Here is a 13,590-nt window from a genome sequence, read left to right on the forward strand (position 1 = left end):
CACCCTAATTTAAGTACTTAATAACCCTCCGGTAACGATGTCTGTTTATCAATCGAGACGTGGCGGGGGACATACCGCTGCTTCTTCGGATCAGGTATTGCGTCCCGGAGAAAGCGAACCTTGCGATGTATGTGCAGGGAAGCCGGCGTTTTTTGGCAAGCCGCGTCGATCTCCGGATCGCGCGGTTTTCGCATTTCAGGCGTGCCGTTTTGGGACTGGCCCGAGCCAGCGTGTCGGCCGACATTTCACACAGGTCAAAATAAAGCCGCCGATGCGATTGCATGGCGGCTTGGTGCGCGCAGGCTTGCGGCTTGACCGGATATCAGCCGACGTTATAGGTGCGGATGAAGCCGACGGTGCCGAAGCGGGTGTCGAGCTGCTGCAGGCGGTTCTCCGGGCGCTGGACCGGAAGCTTGCCGTTCCAGGCGATCTGGATGGAATTCTGTCTGTTGAAGATGAAGAGCATTGGGGTATCCTCCGAGCCGGGTCGGCCGTTTTGTTGTTTGTTTTCGCGATGGAGATAATCTTCTCCAGCGTAACTAACAATGGATGAAATCGTCATCCAATGTCGCAAACAGAGCATATTTTTTAGTGATGCATTTTTGTATCGTGACCATTGTTTCCGGCTGTTGAAGATAGCGGCGAAATCAAGGCAAAACTCCACGTTTTCAGTGGCTGCAGCATATCGAGGTGGTGGGGAATGACGAAGGCGATCATGCTGCAGGGGACCGGCTCCGATGTCGGAAAAACGGTATTGGTCGCGGGGCTATGCCGGCTGTTCGCCAACAGGGGCGTGAGGGTCCGTCCGTTCAAGCCGCAGAACATGTCCAACAATGCCGCCGTTGCCGAGGATGGCGGCGAGATCGGCCGCGCTCAATGGCTGCAGTCGCTGGCGGCGCGCGTGCCATCATCCGTGCATATGAATCCGGTCCTGCTGAAGCCGCAATCGGAGACGGGCAGCCAGATCATCGTGCAGGGCAAGGTTTGGGGTCATGCCAAGGGGAGGGACTATCAGGCACTGAAGCCGCAATTGCTCGGCGCGGTGCTTGAGAGCTTCGCCGTGATGCGTGCGGGAACCGATCTCGTCATCGTCGAGGGGGCTGGTTCTCCAGCCGAGATCAATCTGCGGCGGGGCGATATTGCCAATATGGGCTTTGCGACGCGCGCCAACGTTCCCGTCGTACTGGTCGGTGACATAGACCGCGGCGGCGTGATCGCGTCGCTGGTCGGCACCTACCATATTCTGCCGGAAGAAGACCGGCGGATGATCCGCGGCTACATCATCAATAAGTTTCGCGGCGATGTCTCGCTCTTCGGAGAAGGCATAGAGGCCATTGGCGGCTTCACGGGCTGGCAATGCCACGGCGTGGTGCCGTGGCTGAAAGCGGCGGCGCGCTTGCCGGCCGAGGATTCCGTCGTTTTGGAGCGGCTTGCGCGCGGCTCCTCCGGCGCACTGAAGGTCGCCGTGCCCGTGCTGTCGCGCATCGCCAATTTCGACGATCTCGATCCGCTGCGGGCCGAGCCCGACGTCGATCTCGTCTTTGTCCGCGCGGGCGAGCACTTGCCAGATGATGCGGGCCTTGTGGTGCTGCCGGGCTCCAAGTCCACGATCGGTGACCTCCTCGATCTGCGCGAGCAGGGATGGGACCGCGATATTGCCGCGCACGTGCGCCGCGGCGGCCGCGTCATCGGCATTTGCGGCGGCTACCAGATGCTCGGCCGTACGGTCTATGATCCGCTCGGCATCGAGGGGTCGGTCAACGAGACGCCGGGACTGGGCCTACTTGAGATCGAGACTGAAATGGCGCCGGAAAAGACGGTGCGCAACAGCACTGCGGTCTCCAGGGAATATGACGTGCCGCTGTCGGGCTACGAAATCCATCTTGGCGTGACGCGCGGCGCCGACTGCGAGCGGCCTTCGGCTGTCATCGACGGTCGGCCCGATGGGGCGATATCGCCTGATGGTCGCGTCATGGGCACCTATCTGCACGGCCTCTTCGGCAGCGATGCCTATCGGGCAAAGCTGCTTGCAAGCTTTGGCCTTGCCGGCGAGCGCACGGACTATCGCGCCGGCGTCGATGCGGCGCTGGACGACATTGCCGGGGAATTGGAGAGTGTGCTCGACCCTGCCTGGCTCGATAGCCTGGTTCGATAAAACCCCGGTCAGCGACTTGCTTTAGAGTTCACCCGAGACTTCCCGGCGGCGGCGGTCGAGTTCCTCGCTGTAGCGCCGCAGCGTATAGCTTTCGGTCAGCAGACCGATCACCCTGCGTTCGATCAGATCGTTGACGACGACGAGCGCTTCACTCTTGGTCTGGTCGAACATGGCGGCCGCTTGCTTGGCGTTCATCTGCGGCTGCAGGAATTCGTTGCGCAGCTGGATGAAATCGGAAAGCCCGTGTTCCTCGTCGTCCTTCTCGACCGGGCTCGCATAGACGTCGGGCACGAAGACCATTCCCGAATATTTATTGTTCTTGTCGATCAGGATGACGCGCTGGGCCGAGCCGATCGGAAAGTTCTTGCGGAACTCCTCGATGCTCATGTCGATGCTTCCCGTATGCACGTCGGGGCGCATCATGCGGGCGACCGTGAGATTGCGGATCCAGCCGACGTCGTGGGCGCTGCGGATGCTCTCGCCGCGCAGGTGGAAGCGCCATGTGGCGAAGGAGTAGCCGAAGGTGGTGCGGACCACGAGCGACGATGTGATGACGGCGGCCAGCACCAGGGCGGTGATCGGGAAGTCGCCGGTAATCTCCAGCGCCAGGAACGTCATCGTCAGCGGGCCGCCGATGATCGCGACGGCCAGCGAACTCATGCCGACCACGGCGTAGACGGCCGGCGTCAGCGTGTTGTGATCGAAATAGGGGGCGCAATAGGCGAAGATTTTGCCGAGAAGAGCACCCATGAACAGAGATGCGAAGAAAAGACCGCCTCTGAAGCCGGAGCCGATCGAGACTGCGGAGGCCAGCGATTTGAGGAGGAACAGCCCGACCAACGCCCCGATAGTCACATCCGTCGACAGGTTGAGATGCAGGGCGCCGTGCCCCGCCGACAAAACCTGCGGGGAGATCAGTGCCAGTGTGCCGACGACAAGGCCTCCGAGCGCTGGGCGGAAGGACGGCGCGATGGAACTCTTGCGCGCGAGCTCCTCGGTCCAGGCGACGCCCTGCATGATCAGGATGCCGACACCGGCGCAGAAGGCGCCGAGCAAAACTGCCGGCAGATAGTCGGCGGGGGCGATCGAGCCGATATGGCCGATATCGATGGCGAAGTCATCGCCGGCGAGCAGCCTCGCGATCATCGTCGATATCAATGCCGAGACGACGACAGGCGTCAGCGTCAGGATGGAGTAGGTGCCGATGATCAGCTCGAAGGCGTAAAAGGCGCCGGTGAGCGGCGCATTGAAGGCGGCGGCAATGGCGCCGGCGGCGCCGCAGCCGACGAGCATGCGCAGGTCCGCGCGGCGCATCTGCATCTTGTAGCCGAATTTGGAGGCGATGCCGGCCGCAAGCTGGGTGTAACCGGCCTCGAGCCCGACGGAGGCACCGAATCCATTCGAGATCAGGTTCTGTACGGCGACGAGGATACTATCGGTGAGCGACATCCGGCCGCCGTGCAGCGCATTGGCTTCGATCGGGTCGACCATCGGCTTCTTGCGTGTGCGCGACAATATATAGAGCAGGATACCGAGGATGATGCCGCCGGCGATCGGCGCGATGAACAGCACCGATTTGTCGGGAATCGCCACCGCCGCCGAACTCAGGCGCTCATAGTCGGTGATGCCGTAGATGAGGCTGTGAAGCTTGCGCGAGACGAAGCTCATCGCCGTCACGGCGCAGCCGGAGACTATTCCCACCAGCGCGCCGGCGAAAACAAGTCCCGATTCGCCACGGCGCAGCAATGCCCTGAACCGACCGAGATCGAATAGGGCCGAGAAGACGCCGAGGCGGCGTGGTTGGAATTTCTGCAACATGGGAAACGAACGATATGTTTTATTCGAATATGAGAGCTTACCCTCTATAGACTTCTAACATCAAAGAAATGCGGCAAAAAAGCCGCTGATTTTGCGGGAATATCGGGTCGATTTCGCAATCGGGACGCTGGGCGTCGCATCCATGCCCTTCATTGACTTGAACTCGGTGAAAGCCTAATCATTGCCGGCATAACGTATGGTTCCCGAGCGGCGATCTGTCGCATGGGATGAAAAGGGAATGTGAAGGGACGGACCCAATCCGGGCGTTCTCATCACAGCCGACCCCGCGACTGTAGAGCGGTCAGGGTCTTTCGTTCGGTTTGGGGTATATTCCGTCGATGGTTCGCATGGGGCGAACGAGGCGGGGCAGCGTAAAGCCGGAAAAGCCACTGGTGTGGCATCATGATCAACCGGGGCTGGACGCCTCCAATTCTACGAATCGTCCGCCTTTTCATGATGCATTGCCGGGAAGGCGAGGAAGACCCGCTGGCGCACGATCGGGGGCGACCGATTTCGGTCCGCCCCCGTCGCGGCGCCTTATCCGCGAGCCAGGAGACCTGCCATGCGTGCCGGGCGCAGAGCCCATTCCAGGAACGCCAGTTCCGCTGCCAGCACGGAGGTTGTCATGGCACAAGACGAGTTTTCGGCGTGTAGACGCCTGCTTTCCGGTATCGGCTTCATGATGTCGAGCCTCGCTGTTTTGCGGGAGCAGGAATAACGCATGTCCTCTTCGGCCTCCCGAGCTGTCTTCGTCCTTGGGGGCGCGCGTTCCGGTAAATCCCGATTCGCCGAATCTCTGGTTTTGGATACCGGTCTTGAGCGTCACTATGTGGCGACGGGGCAGGCGTGGGATAATGAGATGCGCGAGCGCATCGCCCAGCATCGTGCCGACCGCGGCGATCTATGGCAGACGCATGAGGAGCCGATCGATCTCGTTGCGCGGCTCGCCGCAATCGACGCCGAAGGGCGCGCGGTGCTTGTCGACTGCCTGACGCTTTGGGTGACCAATCTGATGATGGCGGAGCGTGATATGACGGCGGAGTTCACCGCTCTTACGGAATTCCTGCCGAAGGCGCGATCGCGGCTCGTTCTCGTATCCAACGAGGTCGGCCTTGGAATCGTGCCTGAAAATCGCATGGCTCGCGAATTTCGCGATCATGCCGGCCGCCTGCACCAGATGGTCGCGGCGGCAAGTGCCGAAGTTTATTTTATCGCAGCGGGCTTGCCGCTGAAAATGAAGGGCTGATCCATATGAACCAGGAAAAGATTCCCGCCACCGTCATCACCGGCTTTCTCGGGGCCGGCAAGACGACGATGATCCGCAACCTCCTGCAGAATGCCGGCGGCAAGAAGATCGCGCTGATCATCAACGAATTCGGCGATCTCGGCGTCGATGGCGACGTGCTCAAGGGCTGCGGCGCGGAGAACTGCACCGAAGACGATATCATCGAGCTGACCAACGGCTGCATCTGCTGCACCGTCGCCGACGACTTCATCCCCACGATGACGAAGCTCTTGGAGCGCGATGCGCGCCCGGATCACATCGTTATCGAGACGTCGGGCCTTGCCCTGCCGCAGCCGCTGGTCGCCGCCTTCAACTGGCCCGATATCCGCACCCACGTCACCGTCGACGGCGTCATCACGGTGGTCGATAGCGCCGCCGTTGCCGCTGGCCGCTTTGCCGACGATCACGATGCTGTCGAAGCCGCCCGCGTCGAGGACGACTCGCTCGACCACGAGAGCCCGATCGAGGAACTGTTCGAGGATCAGTTGACCTGCGCCGATCTGATCGTGCTGAACAAGACCGATCTCATCGATGTCGCTGGTCTTGGCCGGGTGCGCGCCGAGGTTGCTTCGCGCACCGCCCGCAAGCCGACGATCATCGAAGCCAAGAACGGCGATGTGCCGGCCGCCATCCTGCTCGGCCTCGGCATCGGCACCGAAGACGATATCGTCAACCGCAAATCGCATCACGAGCTGGAGCATGAGGACGGCACGCCGCACGATCATGACGAGTTCGACAGCTTCGTCGTCGAGCTCGGCCCGATTGCCGATCCGGCCGCCTTCATCGATGCGCTGAAGGGCGTGATCGCGGAACATGACGTGCTGCGCCTCAAGGGCTTCGGCGACGTTCCGGGCAAGCCCATGCGCCTGCAGGTGCAGGCTGTCGGCAGCCGCATCGACACTTATTTCGACCGTGCATGGACACCGGGTGAAGCGCGTGCGACCAGACTTGTGGTGATCGGCCTGCACGAGATGGACGAGACGATCGTACGCAAGGCGATCGAAGCGTTGGTCTAAGGCAAGTCCATGCATCTCCTCCTAGCTCAGAAGGGAACGATCAGCGACGGCGAAGAGGCGATCGACCTCGGCCAATCGCCGGCTGACATTCTCTTTCTGTCGGCCGCCGACACCGAGCTTGCGGCGATTGCCGCAGCGCACGGCGAGGGCGGCCGCTCCCTTCGGCTTGCGAGCCTGATGAGCCTCAAGCACCCGATGTCCGTCGATACCTATATCGAGAGGACGGTTCGGCATGCGAAGCTCGTCATCGTGCGGGCGCTGGGAGGTGCGAGCTACTTTCACTATGCGCTGGAGGCGCTGCATGCCTGTGCGGCGCGCCAGGGCGCATTGATCGCAGTGCTGCCGGGAGACTCGAAACCCGATCCCGGCCTGACGCCATTCTCCAATGTCGCGCTCGATGATCTCAATGCGCTCTGGTCCTATCTGATCGAGGGTGGGGGGACGAATTCCAGGGCATTTCTTGCCTATGCCGAGGCGATGCTGTCGGGCGTGGAAAAGCCGATGCCCGCGGTGCCCTTGATGAAGGCCGGCATCTGGTGGCCGGGCAGGGGCGTGATCGGTGTTGGGGAGTGGAGGAAAGTTTCCGGGGGAGAGATGGCGGTCCCGCAGGGGCTCGAACCCCCGACAGTTGCGATTTCCTTCTATCGCGCGCTGGTCCAAAGTGGCGAAACGAAGCCTGTCGAAGCCATGATACAGGCTCTCATTGCCGAGGGCATGCGGCCGCTGCCGGTTTTTGCCTATAGTCTCAAGGATGCCGTGTCGGTTGGTATTCTCGAAAGCGTGTTTACCGAGCTGAAGCCCGGCGTGGTGATCAATTCCACGGGCTTTGCCGTTTCGGCGCCGGGGGCCGATCGTCAGGCGACGGTTCTGGAAACGGGGGAAGCCGTCGTCCTTCAGGCCATCTTCTCCGCTTCGGCGAAAGAGGCCTGGGAGGCATCCTCACAGGGGCTTTCGGCGCGCGATCTCGGTATGAACGTCGCATTGCCTGAAGTCGATGGGCGCGTCCTTGCCCGCGCCGTGTCCTTCAAGGCTGCAGCCCGCTATGACGAACGGGTCGAGGCCAACATCGTCGCCAGCGAACCGCTCGAGGATCGCATGCGCTATACGGCGCGGCTTGCTGCGAACTGGGCGCGGCTGCGCAATACGCCGCCTCGCGGTCGCCGTGTCGCGCTGATCATGGCGAATTATCCCAATCGGGATGGGCGCCTGGGCAATGGCGTCGGGCTCGATACTCCCGCCGGTACGATTGAAGTGCTGAAGGCAATGCGGGCGGCCGGCTATGGCGTTGCTGATCTGCCCATCAATGGCGATATGCTGATGCGGCATTTGGCGGAAGGCCCCACGAATTCGGGTCATGACAGCCGCGTAGTTCGCGAGAGGCTTTCCTTCAACGACTACAAGGATTTCTTCTCGTCGCTTCCCAAACAGATTCAGGATGAGATTACGGGTCGCTGGGGCGATCCGGAGGCGGACCCTTACGCGCTGGATGGCGGTTTTGCCCTGCCGTTCGCCCGCTTCGGCGGGGTGCTTGTCGGCATCCAGCCGGCGCGCGGCTACAATATCGATCCGAAGGAGAGCTACCACTCTCCCGATCTCGTTCCGCCGCACGGCTATCTCGCCTTCTATGCTTTCCTGCACCGCTCCTTCGATGCGCACGCGGTCATCCACATGGGCAAGCACGGCAATCTCGAATGGCTGCCGGGCAAGGCGCTGGCGCTGTCGGAAGGCTGCTACCCGGAAGCGATCCTCGGTCCGCTGCCAAATCTTTATCCCTTCATCGTCAATGATCCCGGTGAGGGCACGCAGGCCAAGCGCCGAACGAGCGCCGTCATCATCGATCACCTGACGCCGCCGCTGACGCGCGCCGAAAGTTATGGTCCATTGAAGGATCTTGAGGCGCTGGTCGACGAATACTACGAGGCCTCAGGCGGCGATCCGCGCCGCATCCGTTTGCTCCGCAAGCAGATCCTCGAACTCGTCGCCGATATCGGCCTTGATCAGGATGCCGGCATCGCTAAGGGCGAGGGCGAAGACGAGGCATTGCGCAAGCTCGACGCCTATCTCTGCGACCTCAAGGAAATGCAGATCCGTGACGGCCTGCACATCTTCGGCGTTTCGCCATCCGGACGGCTGCTGACGGACTTGACGGTGGCGCTGGCAAGGGTGCCGCGTGGGCTGGGCGAGGGTGGCGATCAGAGCCTGCAGCGGGCGATTGCGCGGGATGCGTTCGTGGGCGCAGAGGGTGTGATACCCCCCTCTGTCGCTCTCGCGACATCTCCCCCACAAGGGGGGAGATTGGTGGCCCGCAGCACGACATCGCCTCAAATGACTATCGAATCTGCTGATGCTGTTGGTGATGAATCAGGAGGGGCTGGCGGCATACTCCCGACAATCTCCCCCCTTGTGGGGGAGATGTCAGCGAAGCTGACAGAGGGGGGTATCTCTCCGAATAAACCATTCGATCCTTTAGACTGCGATATGGCCGCCGAATGGACAGGCTCGCGCCCCGCCATCCTGCAAGATGTGTCAGATACCCCCTGGCGCACGCAGGGCGATACCGTCGAGCGCATTGAACTCCTGGCCGCGAAACTCGTGGATGGCGAAACGGCCTGCCCCGAGAATTGGGCGAACACCCGCATGGTCCTTCGCGAGATCGCCTCAAAACTCCAGCCTTCCATCCTCGCCTGCGGGGATGCCGAGATCGCGGCGCTGCTCAATGGCCTCGACGGTCGTTTCGTACCTCCCGGCCCCTCCGGTGCGCCCACCCGTGGCCGGCCGGATGTTCTGCCGACGGGGCGGAATTTCTATTCGGTCGACAGCCGTGCTGTTCCGACACCGGCGGCTTACGAGCTTGGCGGGAAATCGGCCGAATTGCTGATCCGCCGCTATGTTCAGGATCATGGCGAATGGCCGGTTTCCTTCGGCCTGACGGCCTGGGGCACCTCGAACATGCGCACGGGCGGCGACGATATCGCACAGGCGCTGGCGTTGATCGGCGTCAAGCCCGTATGGGACATGACCTCGCGCCGCGTCACCGGCTACGAGATCATCCCGCCTGCCATGCTCCGTCGGCCGCGCGTCGATGTCACGCTACGCATCTCGGGCTTCTTCCGTGATGCGTTTCCCGAGCAGATCGCCTTGTTCGACAAGGCAATCCGCGCAGTCGGCATGCTTGATGAGGATGCGGCCGACAATCCGATTGCGGCGCGCATGCGCGGCGAGATCGCGCGGCTTGAGGCGGCTGGCCTCGACACGGCTTCCGCCAGCCGCCGGGCCGGCTATCGCATCTTCGGGTCCAAGCCCGGGGCCTACGGCGCCGGTCTGCAGGCGCTCATCGACGAGAATGGATGGGAGCGGCGCGCCGATCTGGCCGAGGCTTACCTCGTCTGGGGCAGCTATGCCTATGGCGCTGGCGAGGAGGGAAGGGCCGAGCGCGGCGTCTTCGAGGAGCGCTTGCGCTCGATCCAGGCGGTCGTGCAGAACCAGGATAATCGCGAGCACGATCTGCTCGACAGTGATGACTATTATCAGTTCGAGGGCGGGATGGCCGCGGCAGCCGAGCAGCTTGGCGGCGCGCGTCCTTCGATCTATCACAACGATCATTCGAGGCCGGAAAAGCCTGTCATCCGCTCCCTTGAGGAAGAGATCGGTCGCGTCGTGCGCGGGCGCGTCGTCAATCCAAAATGGATCGAGGGCATCATGCGCCATGGCTATAAGGGCGCTTTCGAGATCGCCGCGACGGTGGACTATCTCTTCGCCTTTGCCGCGACGACCGGCGCCGTCCGCGATCATCATTTCGAGGCCGTCTACCAGGCCTTCGTCGTCGACCAGCGCGTGTGCGATTTCATGACGGAAAAGAACCCAGCAGCCCTTCGAGACCTGCGGGAGCGTCTGCTGGAGGCGATCGATCGCAAGCTCTGGACGCCGAGAAGCAACTCGGCGCGGTTCGATCTGGAAAGCCTCGCGACTGGCAAGGCGGCTGTGGCATGAGCACCGCCGACGAGCTCCTTACAACGTTTCGCGATTATCTCCTGTCACGCAGTGATCTGCTGCTGCAGCATTTTATCGAAGGCTTTGACTGGTCGGCGGAAGAGCGCTCGCTCGCGCCGCGCCATCTGCCGGTCGTAGGGTACCTTCGCGAGCTTGGTCGACCGGTCGACGGAGCGGAAGCGGCTCTGTTCGAGAGACTTTCAAATGCGGCGGATATGCTGCATTGGGCGCAGACCTACGGCATCACAGACTTCGGCGCGGATTTCCTGCAGCGATATGGCTGGGTCGAGCTGTTCGGCACGCGCGGGCATTTCGCAAGCGAGAAGATGGCCGGCGGCTTCCTGCTGCTTGGCCCCGGAGTGCATTATCCGGATCATCATCACGAGGCGGAGGAGATTTATATTCCTCTGACCGACGGCTCGTTATGGAGCAAGGATGGGCAACCATTCCTGCCGCGCTGGACGGGCGAGATCATCCATCACCCTTCGAACATCCGCCATGCCATGCGCACGGAAGCCCAGCCGCTTGTTGCGCTCTATCTCTGGCGCGGCGGGCCGCTGGCACAGAAATCGATCATATCAGGGAGAATGCAATGAGCGACGAATTGGCCGAAACCGGTGCGGACGCACCGAAGAACGACGATGCTCGTCACGCCGACAAGATGGCTAAGAAAAAGGCCGCGCGCGACAAGATCATGGCGACCAAGAGCGGTGAGAAGGGCCTGATCATCGTCCATACCGGCAAGGGCAAGGGAAAGTCCTCTTCCGCCTTCGGCATGATCTTCCGCCACATCGCGCATGGGAAGCCCAGCGCCGTCGTGCAGTTCATCAAGGGCGCCATGTGGACCGGCGAGCGCGATCTGATCGAGAAGCATTTCTCCGATCTATGCCAGTTCCATACGATGGGTGAGGGCTTCACATGGGAGACTCAGGACCGAGCCCGAGACGTGGCAGCGGCCTCTGCTGCATGGGAAAAGGCCAAGGAGCTAATCCGCGACGAGCGGAATTCCATGGTGCTGCTGGACGAAATCAATATCGCGCTTCGTTACGATTATCTCGACATCAACGACGTGCTCGAATTCCTGAAGACCGAAAAGCCCTATATGACCCATGTGGTCTTGACCGGCCGCAATGCCAAGGAAGAGCTGATCGAGATTGCCGATCTCGTCACCGAGATGGAATTGATCAAGCATCCCTTCCGCTCGGGCATCAAGGGGCAGCCAGGCGTCGAGTTCTGATCGCCGGCCGGGCGTTCAGCCGCCCGGCAGCATCGCCTTCAATGCTTCCGCGGTCTGCGGATCAGCAGGAAAGAAGGATTCGATCGCGAGTTCCGACAGGGTGACATCGACCGGCGTTCCGAAGACGGTCGTGGTGGACAGGAATGAGAGGCGTCCCGCCTCGGTGACGAGCTCGAGCGGCACGGCAATTCCGGCAAAGTCCCGTTCCGGGGCTGCCGATCTGGGTGCCGCCGGTGCGGGATAGGCCGATAATTCCTCCAGCAATTTTTTCAGCACAGGATCGCCGGTTGCCGATATCTGCTGACGCAGACGGTCGAGCAGATGCGCGCGCCATTCGGCGAGATTGGCGATCCGGGGCGCAAGGCCGTGCGGATGCAGGCTCAATCGCAGGACGTTGATCGGTCCCTTGGTCAGCGCCATATCGGTGATACCGGCAAGCAGCGGTGCCACGGCGGCGTTGGCGGCGATCAGCGTCCAGTGCCGGTCGATTGCCAAGGCCGGGAACGGCTCGTGTCCCTTCAGCAGCATATCGATGGCGTGCCGTGCCGGAGCAAGCGCCGGGTCATCCAGCTTGCGTTCGGGGAAGACGGGAGCAAACCCCGCCGCCAGGAGCATAGGGTTGCGTTCGCGCAGTGGCACGCCGAGCCGTTCGGCGAGATGTATCAGCATCTCCCGGCTCGGAAGCGCCCGCCCGCTCTCGATGAAGCTCAGATGCCGTTGCGATATATCGGCTTCAAGGGCGAATTCCAGCTGGCTCAGGCGGCGGCGTTGCCGCCATTCGCGCAGATGGTCGCCTAAAGAGCGGGCCGGGTTCATCATGCCGCAGCCGGCAGCTGATCGATGAAGCCGTGAACGGACTTCAGCCGGTCGCCTTCCAGGATGGCGAAATCCGTGCCCTTGATCAGCGGCTCGGCATCGACGGGACCGAAGCCCCAGGAGAAACGGAGATTATCGCCGTGGCGCTCGCCCTCGGCGATGAGCGTGAAACGGAAGCCGGGGAAGCGCTCATGGGCGGCCGTGACCAGCGCGTGGATCTGCTCGCGATTATCCGCGCGCATCATGGGATCGACGTAGCTGCAGTCTTCCGTCCATGCCTCGGCAATGAGCGCACGGCGACGTTCGGTGTCGACCTCGTTCCAGATGGCAATATAGCGGTCAGCAATGATGTTTGCGTCAGTCATCGGTCAACTCCCTTGGATCGCCTGAACCGTTCAGGCAGGGCGATCATCGGCGCGGACCGAAGTACTATCAATTACGTCGGAGGTAATCAAAGGCCCGTTCTAGAGGCCGAGCCAGATCCTGGCGGGATGGGTGGGGTCTGCCAGCAGCTTGATCGCGAAGGCGATGCAGACGATGACGAGCAGCGGTTTGATCAGCTTGGCGCCGATGCGCATGGCAAGCCGCGAACCGAGCTGCGCGCCGAGGAATTGGCCGAGCCCCATCGTCAGCCCGACTTTCCAAAGGATGGCGCCGGAGAAGATGAAGACGATCAGGCCGCCGAGATTCGAGCCGAAATTGAGCAGCTTCGTATGCGCCGTTGCCTTTAGAAGGCCGAAGCCGGCGAGCGTTACGAAGGCGAGCATCAGGAACGAACCCGTACCCGGCCCGAATGCGCCGTCGTAGAAACCGATCAGCGGTACGAGCGTCACGCCGAAGAGGCCGGCGGTCATGCGGCGATGCTTTTCGACATCGCCGAGATTGGGCTTGATGGCGAAATAGAGCGCGATGGCGATCAGCAGGAAGGGCAGGGTGATGCGCAGGACTTCGCTCGGCATGACGGTTGCCAGCAAGGCGCCGAGCATGCCTCCGAGGACAGCCATTGCGGCCATCGGAAGCTGCTCGCGAAGCTCGACATGTCCCTGGCGGGCGTAGGCGATCGTTGCCGAAGCCGCGCCGCAGATCGACTGCACCTTGTTGGTGCCGAGCGTCTGCAGCGGCGGAATGCCGGATAGCAGCATCGCGGGGACGGTGATCAGCCCTCCGCCGCCCGCGATGGAATCAACGAAACCGGCAAAGAATGCGGCGGCAAACAGCAGGAGCAGGACCTGAAATGTAATGTCGTACAAGGGGGCACTCTGGAGCGGGAATT

11 protein-coding genes and 1 riboswitch are annotated in these 13,590 nt (G+C 62.0%); of the genes, 6 read left to right on the top strand and 5 right to left on the bottom strand.

What is annotated here, in order from left to right; genetic code table 11:
* Positions 1 to 322: 322 nt before the first annotated feature.
* On the bottom strand, positions 323 to 466 hold the full coding sequence (locus HGP12_RS00825; protein WP_168838668.1) for a hypothetical protein: 144 nt from the start codon (positions 464 to 466) through the stop codon (positions 323 to 325).
* Positions 467 to 700: 234 nt separating this feature from the next.
* On the opposite strand from HGP12_RS00825, the gene HGP12_RS00830 reads away from it, so the two are divergent.
* A complete protein-coding gene (locus tag HGP12_RS00830; RefSeq protein ID WP_168838669.1) occupies positions 701 to 2,155 on the top strand; it encodes a cobyric acid synthase in 1,455 nt (484 codons plus the stop codon).
* 21 nt (positions 2,156 to 2,176) lie between these two features.
* Here the strand turns inward: HGP12_RS00830 and HGP12_RS00835 are convergent, their stop codons facing one another.
* Positions 2,177 to 3,973, bottom strand: a complete 1,797-nt coding sequence (locus tag HGP12_RS00835) for a chloride channel protein (protein ID WP_168838670.1) — start codon at positions 3,971 to 3,973, stop codon at positions 2,177 to 2,179.
* Between the two features lie 180 nt (positions 3,974 to 4,153).
* Positions 4,154 to 4,553, top strand: a riboswitch (cobalamin riboswitch).
* Positions 4,554 to 4,694: 141 nt separating this feature from the next.
* Here HGP12_RS00835 and cobU point away from each other — a divergent pair.
* The 5 genes from cobU to cobO are packed head-to-tail and all read left to right on the top strand — an operon-like array spanning position 4,695 to position 11,501.
* Positions 4,695 to 5,219, top strand: a complete 525-nt coding sequence (gene cobU, locus HGP12_RS00840; RefSeq protein ID WP_168838671.1) for a bifunctional adenosylcobinamide kinase/adenosylcobinamide-phosphate guanylyltransferase — start codon at positions 4,695 to 4,697, stop codon at positions 5,217 to 5,219.
* 5 nt (positions 5,220 to 5,224) lie between these two features.
* Positions 5,225 to 6,274 (top strand): cobalamin biosynthesis protein CobW, encoded by a 1,050-nt coding sequence (gene cobW, locus HGP12_RS00845; protein ID WP_168838672.1) that lies wholly within the window; start codon positions 5,225 to 5,227, stop codon positions 6,272 to 6,274.
* A gap of 9 nt (positions 6,275 to 6,283) precedes the next feature.
* Positions 6,284 to 10,264, top strand: a complete 3,981-nt coding sequence (gene cobN, locus HGP12_RS00850) for a cobaltochelatase subunit CobN (RefSeq protein ID WP_168838673.1) — start codon at positions 6,284 to 6,286, stop codon at positions 10,262 to 10,264.
* Positions 10,261 to 10,860 (top strand): dimethylsulfonioproprionate lyase family protein, encoded by a 600-nt coding sequence (locus tag HGP12_RS00855; protein WP_168838674.1) that lies wholly within the window; start codon positions 10,261 to 10,263, stop codon positions 10,858 to 10,860. The genes cobN and HGP12_RS00855 overlap by 4 nt, the downstream gene beginning before the upstream one ends.
* The gene (gene cobO / locus HGP12_RS00860) at positions 10,857 to 11,501 is read left to right on the top strand and encodes a cob(I)yrinic acid a,c-diamide adenosyltransferase (protein WP_168838675.1); all 645 of its coding nucleotides are present in this window, start codon (positions 10,857 to 10,859) and stop codon (positions 11,499 to 11,501) included. Before HGP12_RS00855 ends, cobO begins: the two co-directional genes overlap by 4 nt.
* Before the next feature lie 15 nt (positions 11,502 to 11,516).
* Here cobO and HGP12_RS00865 read toward each other — a convergent pair whose 3' ends face one another.
* The 3 genes from HGP12_RS00865 to HGP12_RS00875 all read right to left on the bottom strand — a co-directional run bounded on the left by HGP12_RS00865 (position 11,517) and on the right by HGP12_RS00875 (position 13,567).
* A complete protein-coding gene (locus HGP12_RS00865) occupies positions 11,517 to 12,320 on the bottom strand; it encodes a helix-turn-helix domain-containing protein (protein WP_168838676.1) in 804 nt (267 codons plus the stop codon).
* Positions 12,317 to 12,682 carry a nuclear transport factor 2 family protein gene (locus HGP12_RS00870; RefSeq protein ID WP_168838677.1) on the bottom strand — a complete coding sequence of 122 codons (366 nt, stop codon included), beginning with the start codon at positions 12,680 to 12,682 and terminating at the stop codon, positions 12,317 to 12,319. Before HGP12_RS00870 ends, HGP12_RS00865 begins: the two co-directional genes overlap by 4 nt.
* 99 nt (positions 12,683 to 12,781) lie before the next feature.
* Positions 12,782 to 13,567: a TSUP family transporter gene (locus HGP12_RS00875; protein ID WP_168838678.1), complete on the bottom strand. Its 786-nt coding sequence runs from the start codon at positions 13,565 to 13,567 to the stop codon at positions 12,782 to 12,784.
* Positions 13,568 to 13,590: the final 23 nt, after the last annotated feature.

The sequence above is a fragment of the Rhizobium sp. P28RR-XV genome (genome assembly GCF_012641385.1).
Classification (GTDB): domain Bacteria; phylum Pseudomonadota; class Alphaproteobacteria; order Rhizobiales; family Rhizobiaceae; genus Rhizobium.